The organism is Xenorhabdus entomophaga, assembly GCF_037996725.1.
GTDB classification, from domain to species: Bacteria; Pseudomonadota; Gammaproteobacteria; order Enterobacterales; family Enterobacteriaceae; genus Xenorhabdus; species Xenorhabdus khoisanae.
In genome coordinates, this window is the sequence record NZ_JBBMXH010000062.1 from 1 (window position 1) to 22,431 (window position 22,431).

Sequence of the window (22,431 nt, forward strand, 5' to 3'; positions counted from 1 at the left end):
TCTTTCGTACCGGGATTGCAGGCTTGATAGGTATAGTTCAGTTGGAAGGTTTTCCGGCAGGCGTAGCAGTGATACCGAGGATGCCCAGTACGTCCTTTACCATGCCCTTTAACCGCTTCTGTTTTATGACAGTAACGACAAACTACATCAACTTTAGCCATATCTCACCCATAAGAAAAAGCAGGAAGTTTATCACAATATCTAATCATTGGGAGCATGACCGGAATGGCGGTAGTCATAACAACCTTGATGTTTAAAAAATATCTTTAACATTGGATAATGGAAGGCAAAACAGGTTTTTGTTTTGCCTTCGGTCGTGAGTAGACAAGCGCGTGCGCGGTGTGTCAGTGATAAGTATTAATACGTTTATTTCATTTCAAATACTATTTTTTGGGTTTTAAATTATTATGAATATATAGTAAATAACCAAACCCATGAATATTTAATTTTATTGAGTATAAATGTTTATTGCTCCAAGTTTAACAGAGTCAAATTTTATAGAAGGCTCTATTGCTGAATCTATTTTCCATTTTCCCTTTGGACTGAAATTTGTTACGTAAGAGATAGAGATACCAGATAAAACGTCTCCGAGATAAAGTTTGAAATGTACAAATACGTAATCTAGTTTTTGATCTGTATTATTTTGTACGTCAGCTAATATATATTTAATTCCATCTTGTCCCGTGACAACCCGAATATTTGTAACTGATACCATATCATTGCTATTGGCAACTAATGATAAGTTTGCCTTGACGTGCATTTCTAAGAGATCTGTCATATGATTTTTCATATTATTACCCTCGATGTATTTGCTATGTTAAGGTCATTGTAACTATCTCATGCTTTGCCTCTATTTAATATTTCCTTTTATATTTATCATTTATTCTATGAGCATATTTCATAATCTATGCCTTTTATATTTTAAGCTAGTACTGTTGTTTGTACTTTTGATTTTTATCGAGTTGGTGGATGAGTTGAAATAATATGATTTACAACTATATTGTCGGATGCTTAATGTAGTAAGAAATATTTTGGGGCGCTGAATGATAGAGTACAAACGTTTTTTGTTTTGTACTCTATCATTCAGCAGACAAGCCGCATGGCGGCGCGTCAGTTTTTCCGGTTAATGCTGATATTTTGAAGGTACATTTACGACCTGAGTCATGGATTCAAACCAGTCACAGGCCTGACAAGCCCGGTTGCTTCCCTTTGGATCGAAACAGTAATGTTCGTGCGAGGTATCTTCACAATACCCCACAAAAGGCTGATCGATACGGTGCAGCTGAATAGTCGCCGCCTGTTCTTTGGACGCCGGAAAAAACGCACCACCGACATCGGTAAACAATTCGGTATCATCCTGCTGTGCGTCACAGTGTTCGCAGTGATTTATCCAGTGCTGTCGGTGTAACTGTTGGCTGATGGCTTTGCGTAGCGTGTGGTGAAAACCGGGGAGTACATTACGCACGATAGACGGGATATCGGCTATATAAAACACAAATACCGGTCTATCCTGTTCGGTGTAGTCCACTTCCGTGTCGGGTTCATCATCCTTATCTGCTTCCAGTAACTGGTGTCCGGCAGGCAGCATAAAGCCGGTGACGGTGGTGGTTTCATGACAGTGCGGGCAGACCGTCTGGGTTTGGGCGAGATACCAATATTCCGCATGCACATTGTAAAATGGCAGCCACTGCATAAACGGCTCCGGGGCAAAACTGCCATCGATATACCAGATTTGGGCAGCCGCATCCCAGTGTGCGCCCAGCTTTTTCACTGCCTCATACTCATCATCGGGGACGTGTAAATCAATTCGCAGCATATTACTTCCTTCATTGTGAAATCATTAACCAAATAAATTAGTCAGACTATTTAGCTAATTTTCATCAAAGCATAAAGAGTTTATTACTGACCGGCAGTAAAAAACACCGCATCCTCGCATTCTGAAATCCATAACGAGGTGAGTCTTTATGCGTGGTTACTTTTTGATATCCGGTTCCGCCTGTCTGCTGGGGCTGACTGTGTTGTGTATGCCACTGGCTCATGCGGCTGAGAAAGATGAGCTGGCCAGTGCACAGCGTCTGATTGATCAGGTGCAGATAGCACTGGAACGTGCCAGCATCGCCGAAAAGCAGTCTGACATGTCAACATGGCCTCGTTATGACTTTGATTATTCCCGCATTAGGGCGGATCTCAACACCATCAAAGTCGGTATCGATCACTACCTGATGCCTTCCCGCGATCAGCCCCGTGATCCCGTCCCCCTATCCGGCGATTACAGTCAGGAAAACCCGAAATGACCCCGGCACAACGCAATGCCTTTGAAGTGGCCTCAGGGGACTTTGATGTCACTTTTTTGTATCTGGTGTGTGTCGGCTTTTTCCTGGCTACGTTGTTTCTGTGGGCGGCCTGGGTTGCGGTGGATGTCTGGAACGGCTGGGCGAATGAAAAAGTGCGTAATCAAACCCTCAGCCAGTTTGCCCTCCGGACAGCGGTATTGCTGGTCGTGTCTGTCTGGATGCAGTACCTGTACCCGTGGATGCCCAACCTGCTGGATTCGGGACTGAGCGTCGCGCAAATCCGGGGATTATTGGCATTACGGCAGGATGCTGATGCCGTCTGGCAACAGCATGTGACCAGTATAAATCCGGAACCTGCCTTAACCTTTGATGACATTTTTGGTGCCTGCTGCCGCAAGTTTGATGCGCCGGAAACTTGGTCGCCGGAGATGTTCCGGGATGAGTTGATTGGCGATTTATTGCAGACCCTGCCGCACCCGCTGCTCAATTACGACCGCTGGGTACTGGAATTAGATCCGAAAGAAAGTAACCGCCGGCAGCTCTTTGGTGAACAGGCCACCACGTCTGATACGGTGTTGGTATCGGAAAATCCTGAGACGAATAAATCGGATCGGATTCGAGTGCAAAATAGGGAATCGAACCCGCGACGCCTTTCTCAGCCCGCCATTCAGGCAGTACAGTCACCTGAGCCAGAACAGGCTCCGGTCGATAAGGCACAAGTGTCTGCTCCTGAAGGCGAATGTCTGCATTTTGCCCAAACCGGGCTGGAGCCGGTCAGTTCGGTTTGGGAAATTTCCCCGATGCAGGATGACATTGAACACCTGCAAAACATCGCATTCCGGCTGGCGTTTGAACTGGCAGAAGTAATGGGTTGTGACGGTGATTTGCTGCCCGTATCGGAGGCGGGTTCGGCAGGATTTTGTTTGGTTGACGGGCAAGATGCGCATGCTTTTTCGCGTTTATTGTTGTCACTGACCGGAGAAAACACGATGGATGCCACGGACATGACGTTGACGGCTGTTCTGCTTGGCACTGCCAGGCGTGAAGAGTCGCCTCTACTGGATGATACCCAGGCCGTGAAGTTCCTGCGCCTTATCCGGGTTATTCGCCGATTGCGCGAGCTTCAGCGTCAGACCGCACCGGAGGCGATAGCGATGTTGTGATCCCGGTGCAGTGCATGGTGCCTGTTTTCCAATGTGTTGTTCATTACGTTTTGACTGACCTGATATTGGAGGAAGTGGATGAATCATTTATCGCAAGCCACCAACAGCCTGCTGATGCAGTTGGTGATGGATTTGAAAAGTGGCTATATCCGCCGTTGTGAGTCGCTGGGGCTGGCCCCCGCAGAGATGCTGATGTTGCAGAGCCTGACGATTGAAGATCTGCATTACTTAGGCAACAGCCCGGTGTCCGTACTGAGTGTTCATATTCATCACACTAATCTGGTGCGCATCTTACAACAGGCGCGTATTGAGCAACAGCGGATGCAACGCATTGACCGGGCACTGGAATTAGGCGGTTCCATTGAGCTGATGCGGTATTTTTTCGGTCTGTCCAGTCTGGAAATCGCCGCCCGCCGGCGTATTGCGGGGATGACGGTGAAATCAGGACGTAGCTCGCCCCTGACGGAAGCGGAAAACCGTGAATTGTGGCAACGCTGGCAAGCCGCCGCGATTACCGATGCGGACAGTGCCGAAGGGCTGGATATTATGTTAGAGATGGCCGCGCATCATCAACTCTCACTGACTGCCGTCTGGAATGCCGTGAGGGACTGGCAGCACAGCGAGGGGTCTGAACCTGTCAAAAAACAGGCTTGAAAGGAATATAAAGGAAACGATGTCAGGCAAATTAACGGAAATGATACCCAGCCTGCATGTACCCGCAACGGCACCGCTGTCACTGTGCCGTAAAGCGCAACATCAGGTGCGATGCTACCAGCGGGGTAAGCGTAATTACATCCGGCTGAAAGAGAAAGGCACCGGGTATCTGAAAATCAATGTGGGGTTGTTCTGGCGGTTGTTAAGCCGTGATAACGGGCAATCCTGGGAGTTGATGAACCATGAACGTTATAACAATGAAATCCGTAAGTCGTAAATCTGATTGAAGTCATGTCATTCTGCACCTTGTCTTTGTTACAGGGTGCAGCCATGACATTATTTTTACAGGCTAACGCCGCAGAAAAGGGAACATCATGAATCTGTCCGCAGACAGCATAATTGCACACACCATTGCCAAAATGAAAATCCGTCTGGCACAACGCTCAGATGATGACGTCTCACAACTGCGCAGTGGTCTGCTGTTTATGGGCAACATTCATGATGCCTATCCCCGCCGTCTGTTACTGGATAACCGCCTGTCGCCGCTGGACAAAACAGGTTGGATGATGATCCGTCTGTATGCCCAGCAAAATGAAGGTGCGGTTTTCCCCAGCTATGGCGAACTGCAGGTGTTGCTGGCTTCACCCTATAAAGGCAAGGCATCTCGTGAAACCGTCAGCCGGGTATTACTGATGCTGCGAATAACCGGCTGGCTGAGTTTATGCAAGCGCATCCGCGATGAACATGGGCGGGTGCGGGGCAATATCTATGCCCAACATGATGAGCCACTAACCTGTCGTGATGCCGAAATTTTAGATCCCCACTGGCTGGATACCGTGTCGGAAGCCTGTCGCAGTAAAAACCGCACCATTAGCCAGACGGCCTGGGACGTCCTGACCGATATTAAAGACGACCCGCTGATGCGCCATCGTCACAGCCATATTCGCTTGCTGGAAGAAAGGTTGAATGCCGTGCAGACGCCGCAGCAAAGCGTCATGCGCCAGAAGCTGGGATCTGAGTTGCGAAAGGAAGCGGTGCAAACCGAACTCAGGGAAATTCAGCCGGGTTCGGAAACCGAACTGAGTCCACTAATGGGGCAGTCTGAACTGAATTCGGTATCCGAACTCAGTCTTAAATCAACACCTTATAGTGGATCAGCTAAACCGAACTGTTATGTACGTTCTTTCACACAGAGTGTGAATAAAAAAACATACGTAGAACCGCAATCCACTCTTTTTCTGCCAGAAGGGCTTTGTCGACAACTGGAACCGGAAGCGGTGACGATGCTGAATAGCCAGTTGCAAGCGCTGCCTGCTGAACAGTCACAAACCGTGTTGAGCAGTCTGGATAAGGCGTTACGGGCAGGGAAAATCAGCAATCCGGTCGGCTGGCTGCTGGCGATGATGAAACGGGCACGGGAAGGGAAATTATACGGGCAACCTGAAGCCGCTATTACCCCGCCTGCCCCTGCTAAGGTACCTGTTGAATTCACTCAAAATGTCGTGCGATCTGCTTCACCTTCCTCACAAGCTCATGTGAGTAATATGGTGAAAGACATCCGTCAGCGGCTGACAATGGCGAAATACCGCAATGATAATATTGATTAAAAAACATACGTCCGTGCCCGTGGCACACACGATTAAAAAGTGTTCTGAGGTGTCCGGAATTACTGTGCCACATCAATCCGATGGTAACCAAAGCGTCTGCGCTCAAATGCAAGCTCCGTGATGCGTCCGGATAACTATCATCAGCAACGGGACGCTGGGCCTCATAACGGCAGGTAGAGAGTGACAATCCAGCCAGTCTGCAGGTACGACTTTGCGACAGACCAACTACTGAAAGTGCTGAAATCAGCGAGCCTTACCGAGCGGTTGTTTCGTGTCGGCAAGGGGATCCCAGTCGGTTATAACAGAAAATGGCAGACCGAAGCTGCCAGCAAGTTTTATATAAGGAACAAAATTGGTACCGGCTACATTACAAATGGTGATACCAAGTTGATCCACGCTTTCCTTTAGAAAAATGTATAGTTGAAATTAACACCAACAAGAGAATTGACAGGAGTCATTGCCCCTTCGCCTTGAGCAGTTGTTTGCAGCATGATGAAAGGCTTAAGGTACAGATGGGAAGTTAAAGGGTACTGACCTTCGGTCCATAACGTTAAGCTGTTATCTTCAAGACCGTAAATCAGATTAACCTCAACCGATCCCTGCGTGAAGCGGTCAATGCTGTCGTAACGAACTGAAGCGTAATAGCGACGTAAGTAGTTATTTTGCATCAATCTAGCAGAATCACCAAGCATGGAAATATAGGAATTACCATTTTGTAACCAAGGAATTATCCCATCATCAGAGAGGGTTCTGGCCACTGACTTTTGCCTGCTAACCCAGTGATCCCACTCCCGGTCGTTCATCCCATCTCCGTTATAAAAAAAGGTTCCTTCTACACTCCCTCCTTGCTGTAATGCATAACGGAGCGTCACTAGCAACTTCTGCCAGTTACGCCCATGAATATTTTGTTTATAAGCATATCGCGCAGGTAAAGCCCCGTTGGAACCCAATGATATTTCCGGGCTTACCTCTACCAACCGTGGGATGTCACGATTTTTACTGAGAAGATATTCGCTATAAAGTGTCCATTGTTCTCCAATACCCTGACTCCAGGTTGCACCCCAGCGAGGCTTATAGCTTGCTGATTTTTCAGCAATAAGACTTACTTCCATTTCATCCAACTGGAACAAGCCTCGACCCGCAAATTGCTGACTCGTACTCATTGATCCTTTTTTGCTGGCATCCGCCCAAATAAAATCATATGAAATCGTGTTAGTGCTTCCCTGCCAGCGCACCATAGGTTCGCCTTCACGGTGAAAGTAATCGATCCTGTTTATACCCAAAGTACTTTTGGGCTGATTATAACGGCCAAAAAAATCGATAGGGTGAAATAAACTATCCTGGCTCCAATGAACAGCTAATTTTCCTGCTGTTAAGCGCTGAGTTTGTGCTTCATTTGTTGCTGTCATACCGCCGGTCAGCAGGCGTATCTCATGCTTTTCTGTATGATCATGCTGTTGCCAGCTTAGAGCGATGCTCACATCGCCCTGTATATAATCGTTAATAATGGCTTGAGAGGATAACAGTGATTCCACATCAAAAACCTGAGAGCCTGTTGAACTGTAACGGGTAGGAGATACAGGAGATGATTTCTGATACTTTTGTACAGAGTAACGCCCCTGCGCTGAAAGATGGGACTGCAACTCAACAGCCTGTGCAGTACCAAATGCATAAAATAAAAATGCGGCAGTTGCCGCATTCACGAAAATACATTTATACATCCACTTCATTCCTAGCGAATGCCGCGTTTGACACACTACCTGACTGCAACAAATAGCGAACCTGATGTGCTTTAGCTATCGTCATAGGAAGTGATGTGCCGATAAAGTAGTTTGCCGTGGAAAGTTTTCCTTCTCTGACTCGAATGTCATTACACCCGCTCGCGGAACTCGCGGCTTCAAGAAGGCACCAGGCAATGATCACTTCAGCGACCATCTCCATCAGGATATTGGCGCAGGCAGGCACACTAAGCATTTGCCCTCTGAGCACATATTCACCAATTTCCCTCAAACTGGAATCCAATAAAATGGTGGATTGTTCAAGTTGCTCAGCCATCTCTTTCAGCTCAGTACGCATTTTCGCCTGTTCTGTAAAGGTTAACAGCCGTTGGTGCAGCTCTTGAAGCCCGTGAGTGTCACGCAATCCCATGCCGAGCTTATCCCTGAGAAGGAACTGAGCTTGAATGTGGTTCGTGCCTTCCCATATCGATAATATTTTGCAATCTCTTGCGTACTGTTCTACAGGGTATTTCGTTAGATAGCCGTTACCTCCCAGTACCTGAATAGCATTTTCAGCGACAACCCACGCTTTATTTGAGCAATAAGCCTTTACTAACGGTGTCAGAAGTTCAAAGAAAGCTAATTGCTTTTCTGCCACCTGCGAATTATCTAGCTTTTTAGCCTGAAGATAGTGAGTTTCTGCCACACCTAATTTGCCAAGCAATGCCCGACAGCCTTCTGTTAACGCTTTCATTTCAGAGAGCATACGTTGTACATCGGGATGATCGATAATCGGTAATGAAGGTGCTTGGGCACTCATTGCTCGGTCAAATTGCTTGCCCTGGACACGATGGTGTGCATAGTTCAACGCGTTAAGATAGGCACTCGATGCCATCCCTAACGCGTAAATACCAGTACTGATACGTGCAGGTGTCATCATGCTTAACAGCTGCACGAGCCCGATATTTTCATTCTCTCCCATCAGATAGCCATAGCAGTTGCCATGCTCACCGAAGCGAAGGTGTGTATTGGCACAACCTTTCAGGCCCATTTTCTGTACGACTTCGCTACAACGTACTTGATTATCCTGCCCATTATCGAAGCGGGGAATAATAAAGCACGACAGTCCCAGTACACCAGCTGGTGCGTTCTTGATACGCGCCAGTACAAACCACACCATGTTCTCCGTCAGAGAATGCATGCCTGCTGAGATGAAGCGTTTTTCACCCGTTATTAAATAGCGTCCATCTGGCTGGCGTTCAGCCTGTGCAGAAATTCGGCTCAGGTCGCTGCCTGCATCGGCTTCAGTGATGCAAAGGCATGACGTCCAACGATATTCAGCAAGGGGAGGACCATAGATTTCACGCTGTTGGGGACTACCAAACCGGTTAAGCAGTTGCAATGCTGGTTCGTTAAAACCCACGTACGTCATAAATGATGGATGGGCGCCCATGAACATTTCCAGAACGGCATACATTATCAGTGGTGGTAATCCGAGCCCCCCCTGTTCACGCGATTTCAGTCGATCTCCCCACTCTTCCCGAAAACTTACCAGCAGTGTGCCGTAGCTTTCAGGAACATGGACTTCGCCCGCGGGATCCAGCCAGCATTCCTGTTTATCCGCTTGCTGATAACTGGCAGACAACGTCAGCTCCGCGAAATCTGCCGCTTCTTGTAATATCTGATCGACTAATGCCCGGTTTAACCACGGACAATATGACTCCAGCCACTCTTCAGTCTGATTCTGTTGCCAGATAACAAAACGTATATCTTCCAGAGGTGCGCGATAGATCGAGGTGTTTTTCATAGTCACTCCATGTGTAAAGGCACTGATAAATCGAGGTCATTCGAACTTAATTCGGTAAGGAAATATTGATTATCAGCATAGCGATACTGCGGATCACAATAATCCGGCATGTAACCGTTACGAATAGGATGAGGCGGTACAAGAACTGGTCTGTATACTTTTGGCTCAGAGGCTACTTCTGCAGGCGAAATGTGCGAGTGCACGACAATACAACCCACGCGTCCTCCCGCGGCTAAAGTGGTAATAATCAAAGGGTGGGCAAGTGGATGCCTCAACTCACGGTGAAGTTCGTGCATGGGTTTCATAGCTAGAAGATGGCAAACATCTGTTTCCATACTGGGACGTTGCTTAAGACGGCTCATCACCTCTGGAAACCAGCAGAACAATCCCGCCCAAAGTTGCGCTGACCATCCAGTTGCAATTGAAAACGAAACCCAATCAGCGGACTGATGAGCCGTACTGTTTACATCAAGCCATTCTCCGTACCGTCTGACCAGCAGCTCAGTTCCCCGCAACCCAGGGGGTTTGGCAAACAGTGAACAAGCCGAGAGAACAATGTCACCTTCCTGGGGCTGACATTTATGCACTACCATCCGGGCTATACCCGGTTTCGCCTGCAAGCCTTCACCACCTTTGCCCAATCCTGCGCTGTCAAGACGTTCCTGAACGAAAGAACTGGACGTTTCAAGCACCCAGAGTTCAGCTGTGTGAAAAGGACTGCGTTCAAACTCCAGAATGGCAGCATACCAACTGGCACATGCCATTGAGACAAAGGCGCACTGGGGTCGCAGTTGCTGACGAGACCCTTTATTCATCCATTCAGAAACTTTTCTTTGCTGAAGTATTCCTTGCTCGCCAGAGCTGCAAAAAAGAAATAATTCAGGATCTATTGCATCTTCGCCTGGTGCAGGCAGCGACTCAGGCAGTTCGCCAGTGTCAGATACAGGAAAAATACGCAAATCGCGCAGGACCACGTTTAACATCCTGTCTTTCCATCTAGCTCTTTAATGTTAAGGCGTCCCAAGTCAGCGATAAATTCATACCACCCTTGCATTCCCTTTTCAGTCATTTGGGAATACCAGCACAAAGTCAGAGAATTATTGCCTGCCTCCAGAGGGTGCCGGATAATCGATTCTTCAATAGAAAGCAAGCTGTATCCAGCCTGATAGATGCGTTTAACTTCAGCATCTACCTGATGTACCAAGAAAATATCGTCTTCCAGCATGCGAGCTGGCAAACGTCTTCCACCTGGCATCATTGCCGTCATTACACAATATTCTAGAGGCTGCAGTCTGTTAAATGCAGCAAAAATTATGTGCTCAAGAAGATGGTATTTTTCCTGAAATCCACACAACACAGGCGCCTGAAAGACCGGTTTTGGAATACGGCTAAGCGAGGAATAGTCGTCTACGCTCTCCAGTGGAAGTATCCGGGCATCTGCCCGCCAGGCCTTCTGGCTAAAAGGAGAACCGCTGAGCCGCCCATTAATGATATGATTTGGTTGCATTATTCCTCCTCCCTAAAAGTGAATTTCCCGTCATGTGCCAGGCTGACATCCGCCATTGCCCAGTACCCGTTCAACGCTACCGATGTTGCCAGTAAACGCTCATCTGGTACGGCCTGACTGGCGTATTCAATCAGTGAGATCCATGGATCTGCACCGAAACAGTGCCCCAACAGTGGATGTAGGTCTGGTAATGAGTCCGCCTGTGGCAACAGACGCTGGAACAGTTGCGTCACCTGCTTTGGGAAAAAGGGAAGTGCTAGTTTATGGGGATGTTTTACTTCGAGGTACTGACGTACCGCGATACTAAACTCAGCAATAAAATTACTTGTTTTAGCCACGCCCACCTGTAAGCAATTAATCGCGTCAGCTCCCACACGGAACAGCAGAGTAGCGATACCAAATCCCGACTTCCCCCAGTTAGGATTTGCCTCCCAGAAAGACAAATTTAGTAGATTCAGATCGACGATAGTTATCATGACATACGGTGATGAGCTCGGGTGTGTCAGCGCTTGGCGCAGGCAATAGCCCCAACTGGCACATTCATATGCGTTGACCAGCACGTCCGGAACCGCTTGGGTGTACTGCCCCATTTGCTGTTGCAAGCAGTCCCAGTCAATGAGTCGGTTGGCAAAGGCAAGATCCATAATGGTGGAACACATAAAATGACGCTCAGGAAGTGGTCCGTCCCATCCTTGCAGGCATTCAGAGATATGCTCCCCTACCCGACGAGCCAGAGCAGGAGACAGATTTTCAAGCGAATCGTCAACTGAGATCAGTGGTGTTGAGGTACGGACGAATGATGCCCGGACAAGTTGCAGGTCAGACATAGTTTTTCACCCGATGGCGTTGACAAATTTCCATCAAGCAGCGATAAGAACTGCCCTCCATTTTGGTGAATCCCAGCAGGTCGCGCTGATCACTTAAAAGCGTTACACACCGTTGCTCAACCAAGTCATATAACAACGCATTGGAGCTGAATTTTAGCGCCATCACCTCATCTTCTGAGTAGCGGTTAAAACACCGCTGTGAAGCAAGCATTTTTGCCACCGATGTCAAGTATTCTCTGGTTTCATGTTGCTGAGCATTTAGGGTCAGACGTCCCTGCTGCTCCAACCAGTGAAGATGTTGCATAAGCGAAAAGACAAATCGGGGACGAACAAAAGTGAGGAACTGTTTTACTGCCATCAAACCGCCGCGGCGTAACGCTCCGCTCTGGTTGACCCGAAAGCTGCCGTTAATGTTGCCAAGCTGAACATTTCCGTCCAGCCACGGAGCACCAATAGCTGACCTTTGCAATTGTGAACAGGCTTCTGGCGGTAATAACCAGGCTTGAGGGATCATTTGGCCTGGTCGTGCCAGGATGACAATAGCAAACTCACAGTCCAGTGCCCCAATTCCCCACTCTTTGTCAATTGTAATCTGCCAGTTTTGCTGATCAGTCTCGACGACCTGAGACCGCCACTGATGTAATGATGGACCACCGGCATCCGTCATCAGAAAAGCACCTCGTTTGCCCTCCTTGACCCAGTTTTCAACTTGCTGATTCTGAGTTTCATCTCCAGATAAGGTCAGCATGATGTTGCCAAACAGGCCGATAATACGAGTAAAATAGCTGCCGAGTCCTTCGATGCATACGGCTTCAACATAACTGTCCAGCAGTGGTAAACATTGAATGTCAGGCAAAGGAAAGGAAGTTGCTGAAACAGCTAAAGGGCTAAAAGCCGTCATCGAGTCTTCTATGATCATCCGAGAATCGAGATGGCGCATCACACTGTGATTGATCAACCCGAGTACCGAAGCCGGCATGGACTGATAGGACTCGAGATGGCGTGTGATAACCATACCAAACTCGTTAAAACCATTGAGTAAATCACGAGATAACATAGTACGCCGCCTCCTTTAATCCTAGAAAACGGTTTACTGTGTAAGTGCTATGATATGCACCACACTGATCAAACAGCAGAATATCGCCAGCCTGAATATCTTCTCCTGGATAGTGACCAATAATGTCATCGCGACTGCAGGTTGATCCAACCAGTATTGTTTTTTGGTCAGCGTTATTCTCCAGAGGAATCTGACTTCCTTTCCTGACACAGTAAGGCTGGCGCATCCTGCGAAAGCTGTTTTCCGTCTGACACAGCAGGAAGTTCTGATTCATCCCCCCGTCACAAATGGCGTAATGTTGGCCCGCAATGCGTTTCGTGCCCACAACTGTTGTCATGAACACACCACACGATGCAAACGTCGCACGGCCAGCTTCATGGACGAGTTCAATATGTTGAGGAAAACGTGACAATGCCTGACGGTACGCTGCAAAGCTTTCCTGTAGTTCCCACCAACGTTCACCAAACCCACCACCTAAGTTAACCAGTGTGATATCGGAACCGTAGCTTTCTTCAATCAGGGGAATGAGGGCTAATCCTGCTCTGGCAATGTATGTTGCGAAACGCTGAAAGGTGTGTGAACCACCAAACAAATGAAAACCCAGAAGCTGTACTTTTTCATTGTCCCGAATATAGCGGGCTGCAGCCAGAAGACTGGTCAGATCCATACCAAAATGGTCTTTGCGTATTGCTGGTGCATCCGGAAGCAAGGACGAAACAACATCCACATTGCAGCGTAAAATCACAGGCTGTAAAGGACGGTTCCCTGCCAGTGCAATAAGTTGTTGGAGCTGCTCCTGAGTATCGATAATAAAAAACGCCTTTGCGGCAATACCGGCACGCATCAGATTTTTATCCATCGATGGGTTGTTGATGTAAATCTTGTTACAGTTCACAGCCAGATTCAGTTCTTTGAGCGAAGCTACCTCAACCCCGCGGTCTATGAGACGTAAATTCAAATCAACGGAAGGATTAGCTTTAATGGAAATAATAACTGGTGTGCCCAGTTCTTTTTCCAGCGCATTGATATTGTCCTTCAGTACTGTTGGATCGTAAATATAGCAGGGGGACTCAAATGAGAATTGGCCGCCCGACAGGCCCTGTTCGAGTCTGTTAATAATACCTGTCACATTTGCCTCGTGGTTTTAATTATGTTGGTTATGAAAGTCGTTGAGTTAAAGCTTTTTTATCCACTTTTCCATTCTGATTGGTTGGCCAGTTGCCAATAAACTCAATCCGACGTGGTAAATAAGGAGCATCGAAATGTTGTTGTAACCAGTTAATGAGCGTGGGCTTATCCAAGGATGTTTCCGTTCTGACAAACAGGCAGGCGTGTTCGTCTCCATCTTCTCCTCTCACTCCAACCACAGCACAATCCAGCACGTCAGCGTGTTTCTCCGTTACGGATTCCAGATTTCGCGGATAAAGACAAAAACCAGCTTGCTTAATCAACTCTTTTTCGCGGCCACGAAAGTAAAAGTCACCGTCCTGGTCATAACTGAACAAATCTCCCGTAGACAGCCAGTTATCATCACGATAATCCCCTGCAATAATCAGCGCACCGGCACCATTATCCGCTCGAGTATAACCCTGCATGAGAGAACTTCCGCGGACATACAGCATGCCAATCTCATCCGGTTCACATTCTTTCAGGCAGGTTCTACCGTTGTGTTGCACTTCCGTAAAGACTTTAGCTTCAAGGCCGGGCATTGGCTTGCCGACAGAGTCCGGTTTGAGCTCGACCTTATCGACGGGAAGGAACAGCGCACGCTTAGACTCGGTCAGTCCGTACATCAACATGACATCAGCTGTAGGGAATACCTGCTTAAGATTCTGTACCACCATTTCAGGTAAATGCCCGCCAGTGTTGGTAAGTAGCCGGACGCAATCGAACTGTTGCTTAAGTGCGTTGCCGAGTTTCGCCAGTCCACCACCCAAGGCAGGCACTAGAGGGATCACACTGGGTTGCTCATGTTTTATCAATTTTAACAACTGCATTGCGTTGCATGACTGAGGCGCAAGAACGACTCTACACCCTACATAAAACCCAAAAAGCACCTGATACAGGCCGTAATCAAAATGAAGTGGCGGTGCACAGAGCAACGTGTCATCAACATGCAAATTCAGATAGCTTGTAATTGAGCGAAGTGCTGAAAGGACGTTTGCATGGGAAAGCATGATACCTTTAGGCACCCCAGTACTACCTGAACTATAAATTATCAAAGCCAAATCACTGCCCGTCACTCGCGGCGGTGTACGAAAAATAAATTGTTCTGTTCGCACTGCAGATTCATACGCTTGCCATGTTTTCGCTGCCACATCGACGACTTGGCATGCACCACAGTCTGAGGCTATAGCGTCGAGGGATTCCGGCCGCGTATGAGGTGGAAGCGGACTAACAACCACCCCCAGATGCCATGCCGCCACCATGATGGCAACGCTTTCGGTTGAAGCCGCCGTAAGCAATAATAACCGGTCACCATGTTTCAGCTTCCTATCGATTAACTGATTATGCCAGTACTCAATTCGATCTGAAGTTAATACTTTTTCGCCCTCAGAACGTATTTCAGGCACAGGCCGACCCAAAGTTAATTCATCATAAATATCTGCAAGTGAATGCATTATATAACTTTGCATAAATCCTACTGTAGTGAAGTGATTGACTTACGTCTCTTTCCTTAGAATGACAAATTTAAACGATGACAAAATCGCTCTAAATAATTCAATGACAACGCTGCGCACAGCATGCCTGTCAATGACGATGAACCTTCTTTTGCCTTAGCGTAATACTTATTGCTGGGCACGAGGTTAACGTAGTCATTGATTGCCGATTGCGTGTTTTTTAACTTTAACGATCGGAAAAAAAGGTTGCCTGATTCAGGGGCTTCTAATGAAAAAATTTCACTATCATTTTTCGCCCGCAGAGTTTCTTCAATGTTTGTAGCGTCGAAATATAAGGTGCTTTCGAAACCCAGTTTTTTTGCGATGGTAGTAACAGCACGTTGCCTCTCGCTAATGACCAGGTTTCTGTACCACAACCATTCAGAATCAGCATTGCCCTTCGGGAACCATTCAGCGATTTCAGGCATCCTGACTTCATTCCAGTATTTCTGCAGTATTTTATGTCCTGATCGCGATAAGTTATGCTGCTTAAACCGTTTAGCTGCGTCAAAGTCCTGCGGCAGGAGATCATTGTTCAGCTGGACAGTGTAAGAGTCTGCATGCAGGTTCCTCAATCGGTTAAAAAGACGCAGCAATCCTAGGTCACCATACGCTTCACCTGTTAACGCGGTCAGGTACGGAATAGCATTGAGCATCATCACATTTGGGGACAATGAAGGATTTATCACTCTACCGTTCTTTGCTCCAGCAAAACCTATTCCAACGGGAAAAGTCTGACAATGATGGATCGTATGATGCTCACACAGTACCTGCTCGCGTCCTCGCACCCAAGTAATCTGTGCACCCGGTGCCAATTGATATACTCCTAGAAAGGGGGTACGCGGTGCCGAAATAAAACCTGTGGCAATCAAATCTGCAAGACACTGATAATCAATATCTACACTTGTTTTCCCTGTCAATTTCAGAAGATGTGGCAATCTGCTGGAAAACACAACCTGTTCTTCATCAGCCGCATAGTAAAGCGGTGGTTGGCTCCATCTATCACGCTTAATGGTCAGGGTTTCATTTTCACAGTCCCACTGCGTGTTAATCAGAACGTCATTTTGTCCGTTAGATAATGCTGTAGCTACTGAACCGGCTATACGTCCATCTGCGTAGTACCAGCGACAATCAGCATCAGGCCAGGTGTATTCTTTCTTACCACACCAGCCATACAGAATTTCCATTGGCATGTTCTTATTTTCCCCCTGCATATGTTGCAATAGTATTGCGCAACCACAATCCTATCAGGGTGGAGGCGATTACGAGGATGCTGAAATGACCCATTCGACTGACACAATGTGCTTCACGCAGAATTCCGGGGGCCAAATGCCAGTTAAGTAAGCTGAATACTGCATCTGGTAGCATGACTTCATCCTCGTACCCAGCCATCACGTATACCGGTAGGGTTAAATGTTCAAGCGTCTTCTCGAGGTGATGACAACAATAACTCTGAAGAAAACGATAGCTGTAGCTCCGCCAAGGTTGCTCAGCATCACGGCGTACCCGCAGAACACGGATTTTCTGCAATGGCTTCAGCGTGGCGCCAATGCTATGCCGCAACAGCGAGTAACGAAACTGCTGACGTATCTCAAACTTCGAGGTAGGGTGTTCACAGGGTTTACGGTGATACCGACCATAGTGAATAAAATGATAAGCTGGCTTAATCTGACGGTAGTATTCCATATGGCCAAAGAAAACAGGAGCCACTAGATACAATGCTGCAACAGGCGATGTTGGTTTTGATGCCAGATAGCTGATCGCCAGTGAACTGCTTCCTGAATGAGCGGCTAATACTAGGGGAATCCCTGGATGATTCGAAAGAATGGTCTCTATCATGTCGCTCAGGTCATCCTGCAACTGACCAATGTAATCGACATCACCAGGCTTGCATTGTGAATCACCCAGCCCGCGCAAGCCGGGGCTGTAGACGATAGCTGCACTAGACTTCACCAAGTGCTGACAGCAGGAAACATAGTCCTCACCTGACAATCCAAATCCTGGTAATAACAACAATATTGCCTGTGGCTGTGAATAGCTATAACAACGGTAGCTAATACGGTATTCATCGCGCATGATGAATACCCCTGTTTCATTCTCTTGAGTCATCATGTCAGTCCCGGATTATCGCATTTAGCAGGTTATCTTTTTTAAAGATCCCAGCAGGAAATGCCTTGGGCTTAAACTGCCCCAGCGTCATGACGGTGTAACGATCAGGTTGAACGGGATTGATCAATTTCATTCGTTCAACCCGGGTCTGCCCATTGTCGGTAACGTAATGCTCGTAATGAATTTCCTTAATTAGCTTCTGCGATGCCGTATAGTGCAGACTAATACGAGGTAATTGTGTCTGTGGATCAATCAGGTAAACCACGCGCTGATAGCTTTGTCTGCTATTATGCGCAACAAGCGTCAGCTCTGTTAGTTTCTTGTCATTCTGTATAATGTCGCGTTGCTGCTTCAGGTCATAATCATCAAAGTTGGTGTTAATTACATCCCCGTTGCTTGCTTCCCCTAAGAGTCGTTGGCTGGGTGAAATGCGTAACACACGGTTGGAAGTCGGCAGAGATAGCCACATATTGTCACCTTCAACCAAGATGCGCCGCCCGAAAGAACTCTGAGGCTGACGAAACAGTATCAGTATTTGCTGGTGGGACTGGAATAACACATCAAGAACGCTTTGTGCTTCCTCTGTATCATTGCGGTACGACTGAGCCTTCAGTGAAAAGCTGAAAGCCCCAGTCAGACCCCGAAGTTGGCTAAGTTGCTGAAACCATTTTTCTTGATCTTTTGCTGATGCCTGAGTTGTACAGATACTCAAAATGACGCCGAGCAGGCAACCCCATACCGCTGTAAATCTGAACCGATCACATTTGAATCTATCAAGCATGATTAAGCGCCTTTGTAATGACCAATTTTCCTGCGCGCATGGCAGGCAGTAGGCTGCATACCAGCGACATAGTTACACTTGCACAAAAGGCATGAAAATAAAGTTGAGGCGTCAAAAGTATTCGCATGGGGTAAGTCACCGTATTACCCGGAGGTGTTGGCATCATCACACCAGAGTTATTAAGGATTATTGCCAGTAACCACGCCAAGACAATGCCGCTCAACCCACCCAGAATGCCAAGGATTCCGCCTTCCAGCACAAATAACCTGATAACTTCTCCACGGCTTGCACCAATAGCACGAATAACGCCAATTTCGCGGGTTCTTTCCACCACGTTCATCGACAGGGCGTGTGATACCGCAAAAGCAGCCACGGCCAACAGAATGATATTCACGAAGGTAAAAATTGCGTTGAATAAACCAACAACCTGTCGGTAATACGTTGCTAACTGATACCAGGTGCGCACTTCAACTTTATCTGTATCAACGCCAAGACCAGTAGATAACAATTTTGCTGTGCGATCAGTTTTATTGGTGTCATTCAGCAACACAACTATTCGCGTTGCACCTTTGCTCAACATGAAATCCTGCACCATTGCCAGATTGGCGTATGCTGTACGAAGATCGCGCTCCATCACACCGGTCGTCACAATACCAGACACGGTAACATCCATGGCATTGATGGTCTGATTTACTGCAGTACCCAAGATCGTCAGGGTATCTCCCACTTTGACATTCAGCGCACGCGCCAACGCACCACCGAGTAATATGCTCTGCTTCTGCTCGGGAAAGAGACTACTGCCTAACTGCACCTGAATAGCAGAACTGAGGATGGCTTCTTTGTCAGAATCAATTCCAACAAGATGCGTAGACATCTGTGCATCTCCATTGGTAATGAGCACATCTGTTTCGAGTCGTTCAGTCACGATCTCAACATCGGGTTGTTTTCCTGCCAGTGTCATAATGCGATTTTTCAAGGCTTCCGGTAACAGCATGCTGGTATCACTAAGCGCGCCGTATTGGTTAAATCCACGGCTAAAAAACTGTATATGCCCCAGCTGGGAACGGATCATGCTTTCCCGTAATCCCTGATACATTGACTCGCAAAATCCAGAAAAAAGCAAAATCGCTGCCAGTGCCAGAGCAATGTTCGTGATGGAAAGTATGGTTCTACGCTTGTTGCGCAATAAATTTCGAAAGGCAAGTTTAAATCTGACCATTACGCCACCTGCCGTAGTGTTTCAAGATGCTGACATAACACTTCCTGGGTGCGAAACAGGCAATTAAGGTGCGCATTTTTACGGAGCACTCTGAAGTTGAGCAATTTATTGCCATGTCCACTGGTAAACTTCGACATGGCAACTGGATCGAAGAGCTTATTTTCTTCAGAGGCAAGCAAAAGTGTTGGTAAAGGCAGTGTAGTCGGTTGACGCAGAGTTAATGCATTGGCCATTTCGTAAAGGCGATAGCGTAATTCTTCTGTATGAGCAGTTTTCACTTTTGCTGGGACGGCCAGCGTCTCAGTAAGCAATGCTACCTTCTCGTTAATCTGTTCAAAATTAATCACTATTACGGTTTCCTGTACATCTGTTGCTATCACTGATTTTTTCACTTACAGCTGTTTTTGAGCACGTTCACTCCAAACGCCGGCATCCAAAGATGCAGCTTGTTGCCAGAGCTTAATTGCCTGAGCTTTGTCCTTTTCAACAACTATCTCAGCAAGATCGAATAGCAACATTGCCCGAAGCTCTGACGTTTGCTTGCTCACAGGAATGACAGTCAGTAGATAGTTAAAATCTTGTTCTGCCAGTGAACGTTTTCCCAAAAAAGTCGGTGTCTTGCTGGCAGTGATCGCACGCTGCAAGCGAGGCCCTATATCGTACGGTTCCATCATTACTGCGCGATCAAGTTGACGAAAACCTTTATTAACGAGCGACATCGCTTTCATACTATCTATGTTTTCCTGACCCGCTTGTATACAAAATAGACTTCCCTGGATCGCTATTAGAAGTGCATCTTCAGGCAGCTTCTGTCTCGCCTGATTTATTGTGGACTCCATTTCAGCCATAGTCGGAGAATCCGCGGTTCCCAAAAGTGTAATGCTTACCAGCGATAACTGGCGCCATTGCTGCTCGGTTCGATCTACTGTCGGTATTGCAAGAAGCTCCTCACGCATGGCCTGTTGCGAACTTTCGATAGCGGGTATTGCTGGTGGATATTGAACATCAGGTTGTGCCAGCACCGAACTGCTACAGAACAAAAGACAAAATGCATAGAAAATCTTAACCATTAGTACTCTTCTCTTTACCGTCCTGCATAACGATTACTTTATCTGCCCATCGTGTTTGCGATAGATCATGTGTGACAAGCAACACGGCAACTTGGTGACGCTGACACAAATTTTTAAGTAGGTCTATGACACTCTCTCTGTTATCACTGTCGAGATTCGCCGTGGGTTCATCTGCTACGATCAGCTGCGGATTACCTGCCAAGGCCCGAGCTATTGCAACTCTTTGCATCTGGCCGCCGGACAATTCAGTTACTTTCGCATGGAGATGGTCTTTGAGTCCTACAGCAAATAGCAGAGCTTCAGCCTTTTCATTTGCATCATCTGCCTGACGGATATCGAGCGCATAGCGCACGTTTTCCAGGGCAGAAAGCACAGGGATAAGATGGAAGTCCTGAAAGATGAAGCCGATCTTCTCTTTGCGTAACCGGGAAAGTTGGCGATCATTTAACGAGCTTACATCGGTGCCAAAAAGCGTCAGCACTCCTGTATCAGGAAGTTCTAGGGCTCCACAAAGATTAAGAAGAGTACTTTTGCCGCTGCCACTTTCGCCTGTAATAGCCAAAAACTCGCCTCGGTGAAGGCTGAACGAAATTGACTTCAGCGCTTCAATCTCCACCTTACCTCGCTGGTAACGTTTACCAACATGCTGAGCATTAATGATTTCGGTTGTATCATTTACCATAAAACAAACCATTTACCTTAAGGCCTAAATCCTGACTTTCTTTCACAAGCCAGAGTGGTTGGCTGTCTAACTGCTGGTATCGTTTCCATGCTTCAAGTGATTTGGTTTTCCAACTATCCGAATTGGCATCGTCCTCATTAGCCATATTCAGATATAGATGCGTCAAAGCTAACCAGCCCGAAGCAGCCAGCTCTTTTGGCACACCTTCTTCTAAAAGAACAGGTTTTATCCGTTGCTCAATAACCAGAGCATTAGCCTCGCTGTCGCCGATATCCGGTACAGAAATAAAGGCCCATAATGCAAGAAGTTGCACATCAAGCTGAGTAGGGAGAGCATCAGATGTTTGCTTTAACTGAGCCAGAGCCTGCTTAAGCTGATAGAGTTTGCGCTGACCGAACAGCAAATCAAGACGCGTCCCAGCAATCTTAGCGTTAATGGCTGCGGACAACGCTTCAAGTTCAGGTGTAGTCTTACCTTGCGCTTGTTCTGTTTTGACTACTTCTGCAGCTTTCTCTAAGTAATTGTGTAGGAAGTAGATCAAACCGATCGTTTTTGCGTCAGAGGCTATCGAATTCTCCGCTTGTGTTGCGATAAAAGTCTGTTCCTCTTCGCTCAGCGGAATCTCAGTGAACTTTATCGGCCAGGCTCCTGAAAGCCAGGAGATAACGTTTCCTATCACAAAAGTGATGAGAGTACCCCTCAAAGCTATCATGAGCGGTTTTTTCTTTTTTACATTCAGCATTGCACGTCTCACACCGGGAGGCTGCTTTCGGTCATGCGTGCGTCAATCTCACGCAGGGTAGAATGCTCATCAAATATAAGATCATCGAAATCGGCTACGTTAGGATAGATCATCTGGCAGGCAAGGATTAATTCAACGACATTTAATGAATCAATTCCTAACTGACCGAGGGGAAAATCGGCATCGACAGTATCGGTTTTTAGGATTTTAGCAACTTTATTGCAAAGTTGTTCAAGTGCTGTCTGTGACATGATTATATGACTTCCTTATGGTTTATTATTGATTCGGTTTATTACACCAATTCTCTGGCAAGCATTTTTTTCCAGATCAAAGAGGGCCATCCAGTAAAGGTTATTAAGGCATGAATCAGTAATCCTAATAACCAGCCCAGAAGCGGATATATAAACCAGATGGTTTCAAAGTTAAATAAATTGATTATGGCTAAGGCCACATTAACAATAATATAAATTGTTAAATGTAAGCCAAATTCAATCTTCCTCCGTGCACGGTATATCACGCGCTCATATTCATTGT

At 47.0% G+C, this 22,431-nt stretch carries 26 protein-coding genes and 3 pseudogenes; 6 read left to right on the forward strand and 23 right to left on the reverse strand.

Annotated features, from left to right (window positions below; translation table 11 throughout):
- The 3 genes from AAC854_RS13525 to AAC854_RS13535 form a co-directional block, all read right to left on the reverse strand.
- Positions 1-161 (reverse strand): IS1 family transposase (locus AAC854_RS13525; RefSeq protein ID WP_340617594.1); only part of this gene is annotated, 161 nt, incomplete at its 3' end.
- A gap of 287 nt (positions 162-448) precedes the next feature.
- Positions 449-790, reverse strand: a complete 342-nt coding sequence (locus AAC854_RS13530) for an FxLYD domain-containing protein (protein ID WP_340617563.1) — start codon at positions 788-790, stop codon at positions 449-451.
- 333 nt (positions 791-1,123) lie between these two features.
- A complete protein-coding gene (locus AAC854_RS13535; RefSeq protein WP_340617564.1) occupies positions 1,124-1,816 on the reverse strand; it encodes a DUF5710 domain-containing protein in 693 nt (230 codons plus the stop codon).
- Positions 1,817-1,964: 148 nt separating this feature from the next.
- On the opposite strand from AAC854_RS13535, the gene AAC854_RS13540 reads away from it, so the two are divergent.
- The 6 genes and pseudogenes from AAC854_RS13540 (at position 1,965) to AAC854_RS13560 (ending at position 5,718) form a co-directional block, all read left to right on the forward strand.
- Positions 1,965-2,294 (forward strand): integrative conjugative element protein, RAQPRD family, encoded by a 330-nt coding sequence (locus tag AAC854_RS13540; protein ID WP_340617565.1) that lies wholly within the window; start codon positions 1,965-1,967, stop codon positions 2,292-2,294.
- A pseudogene (locus AAC854_RS13545) lies at positions 2,291-2,503 on the forward strand (TIGR03758 family integrating conjugative element protein); the annotation flags it as partial. The gene AAC854_RS13540 and the pseudogene AAC854_RS13545, both read left to right, overlap by 4 nt.
- A 9-nt stretch (positions 2,504-2,512) precedes the next feature.
- Positions 2,513-3,457, forward strand: a pseudogene (locus tag AAC854_RS24315) (ParB family protein); the annotation flags it as partial.
- A 78-nt stretch (positions 3,458-3,535) separates the two neighbouring features.
- Positions 3,536-4,111, forward strand: a complete 576-nt coding sequence (locus AAC854_RS13550; protein WP_340617566.1) for a DUF2857 domain-containing protein — start codon at positions 3,536-3,538, stop codon at positions 4,109-4,111.
- Between the two features lie 19 nt (positions 4,112-4,130).
- The gene (locus AAC854_RS13555) at positions 4,131-4,388 is read left to right on the forward strand and encodes a ParE family toxin-like protein (protein ID WP_340617567.1); all 258 of its coding nucleotides are present in this window, start codon (positions 4,131-4,133) and stop codon (positions 4,386-4,388) included.
- A gap of 97 nt (positions 4,389-4,485) precedes the next feature.
- Entirely contained in the window at positions 4,486-5,718 is a 1,233-nt protein-coding gene (locus AAC854_RS13560) for an STY4528 family pathogenicity island replication protein (protein WP_340617568.1), read from the forward strand.
- 74 nt (positions 5,719-5,792) lie between these two features.
- On the opposite strand, the pseudogene AAC854_RS13565 reads toward AAC854_RS13560, so the two are convergent.
- The 20 genes and pseudogenes from AAC854_RS13565 to AAC854_RS24320 form a co-directional block, all read right to left on the reverse strand.
- A pseudogene (locus AAC854_RS13565) lies at positions 5,793-5,941 on the reverse strand (IS3 family transposase); the annotation flags it as partial.
- A gap of 20 nt (positions 5,942-5,961) precedes the next feature.
- Entirely contained in the window at positions 5,962-6,114 is a 153-nt protein-coding gene (locus tag AAC854_RS13570; protein ID WP_339373902.1) for a TOPRIM nucleotidyl transferase/hydrolase domain-containing protein, read from the reverse strand.
- A gap of 8 nt (positions 6,115-6,122) precedes the next feature.
- Positions 6,123-7,439, reverse strand: coding sequence for a hypothetical protein (locus AAC854_RS13575; protein WP_340617569.1), 1,317 nt, complete (start codon positions 7,437-7,439; stop codon positions 6,123-6,125).
- Positions 7,432-9,243 carry an acyl-CoA dehydrogenase family protein gene (locus AAC854_RS13580; protein ID WP_340617570.1) on the reverse strand — a complete coding sequence of 604 codons (1,812 nt, stop codon included), beginning with the start codon at positions 9,241-9,243 and terminating at the stop codon, positions 7,432-7,434. Before AAC854_RS13580 ends, AAC854_RS13575 begins: the two co-directional genes overlap by 8 nt.
- A 2-nt stretch (positions 9,244-9,245) precedes the next feature.
- Positions 9,246-10,226, reverse strand: coding sequence for a hypothetical protein (locus tag AAC854_RS13585; protein WP_340617571.1), 981 nt, complete (start codon positions 10,224-10,226; stop codon positions 9,246-9,248).
- The gene (locus AAC854_RS13590; protein WP_340617572.1) at positions 10,220-10,750 is read right to left on the reverse strand and encodes a hypothetical protein; all 531 of its coding nucleotides are present in this window, start codon (positions 10,748-10,750) and stop codon (positions 10,220-10,222) included. The genes AAC854_RS13585 and AAC854_RS13590 overlap by 7 nt, the downstream gene beginning before the upstream one ends.
- Positions 10,750-11,577, reverse strand: coding sequence for a hypothetical protein (locus tag AAC854_RS13595; protein ID WP_340617573.1), 828 nt, complete (start codon positions 11,575-11,577; stop codon positions 10,750-10,752). Before AAC854_RS13595 ends, AAC854_RS13590 begins: the two co-directional genes overlap by 1 nt.
- Positions 11,570-12,478: a hypothetical protein gene (locus AAC854_RS13600; protein WP_340617574.1), complete on the reverse strand. Its 909-nt coding sequence runs from the start codon at positions 12,476-12,478 to the stop codon at positions 11,570-11,572. Before AAC854_RS13600 ends, AAC854_RS13595 begins: the two co-directional genes overlap by 8 nt.
- Positions 12,479-12,620: 142 nt before the next feature.
- Positions 12,621-13,763 carry a type III PLP-dependent enzyme domain-containing protein gene (locus tag AAC854_RS13605; protein WP_340617575.1) on the reverse strand — a complete coding sequence of 381 codons (1,143 nt, stop codon included), beginning with the start codon at positions 13,761-13,763 and terminating at the stop codon, positions 12,621-12,623.
- Positions 13,764-13,791: 28 nt separating this feature from the next.
- Positions 13,792-15,270, reverse strand: coding sequence for a class I adenylate-forming enzyme family protein (locus tag AAC854_RS13610; RefSeq protein ID WP_340617576.1), 1,479 nt, complete (start codon positions 15,268-15,270; stop codon positions 13,792-13,794).
- Between the two features lie 41 nt (positions 15,271-15,311).
- Positions 15,312-16,487, reverse strand: coding sequence for a hypothetical protein (locus tag AAC854_RS13615; protein ID WP_340617577.1), 1,176 nt, complete (start codon positions 16,485-16,487; stop codon positions 15,312-15,314).
- 4 nt (positions 16,488-16,491) lie between these two features.
- Complete coding sequence (locus AAC854_RS13620; RefSeq protein ID WP_340617578.1) at positions 16,492-17,406, reverse strand: alpha/beta hydrolase; 915 nt, start codon at positions 17,404-17,406, stop codon at positions 16,492-16,494.
- A 1-nt stretch (position 17,407) separates the two neighbouring features.
- Positions 17,408-18,184 (reverse strand): outer membrane lipoprotein-sorting protein, encoded by a 777-nt coding sequence (locus AAC854_RS13625; RefSeq protein WP_340617579.1) that lies wholly within the window; start codon positions 18,182-18,184, stop codon positions 17,408-17,410.
- Positions 18,177-19,403, reverse strand: coding sequence for an ABC transporter permease (locus AAC854_RS13630; RefSeq protein ID WP_340617580.1), 1,227 nt, complete (start codon positions 19,401-19,403; stop codon positions 18,177-18,179). Before AAC854_RS13630 ends, AAC854_RS13625 begins: the two co-directional genes overlap by 8 nt.
- Positions 19,403-19,750 carry a hypothetical protein gene (locus tag AAC854_RS13635; protein WP_340617581.1) on the reverse strand — a complete coding sequence of 116 codons (348 nt, stop codon included), beginning with the start codon at positions 19,748-19,750 and terminating at the stop codon, positions 19,403-19,405. The genes AAC854_RS13630 and AAC854_RS13635 overlap by 1 nt, the downstream gene beginning before the upstream one ends.
- A 45-nt stretch (positions 19,751-19,795) precedes the next feature.
- Entirely contained in the window at positions 19,796-20,473 is a 678-nt protein-coding gene (locus AAC854_RS13640; RefSeq protein WP_340617582.1) for a hypothetical protein, read from the reverse strand.
- On the reverse strand, positions 20,466-21,155 hold the full coding sequence (locus AAC854_RS13645) for an ABC transporter ATP-binding protein (RefSeq protein ID WP_340617583.1): 690 nt from the start codon (positions 21,153-21,155) through the stop codon (positions 20,466-20,468). Before AAC854_RS13645 ends, AAC854_RS13640 begins: the two co-directional genes overlap by 8 nt.
- Positions 21,145-21,897 carry a hypothetical protein gene (locus AAC854_RS13650; protein WP_340617584.1) on the reverse strand — a complete coding sequence of 251 codons (753 nt, stop codon included), beginning with the start codon at positions 21,895-21,897 and terminating at the stop codon, positions 21,145-21,147. Before AAC854_RS13650 ends, AAC854_RS13645 begins: the two co-directional genes overlap by 11 nt.
- Positions 21,898-21,905: 8 nt before the next feature.
- The gene (locus AAC854_RS13655; protein WP_340617585.1) at positions 21,906-22,148 is read right to left on the reverse strand and encodes an acyl carrier protein; all 243 of its coding nucleotides are present in this window, start codon (positions 22,146-22,148) and stop codon (positions 21,906-21,908) included.
- 41 nt (positions 22,149-22,189) lie between these two features.
- Entirely contained in the window at positions 22,190-22,414 is a 225-nt protein-coding gene (locus AAC854_RS24320; RefSeq protein ID WP_422824085.1) for a 2TM domain-containing protein, read from the reverse strand.
- Positions 22,415-22,431 lie beyond the last annotated feature (17 nt).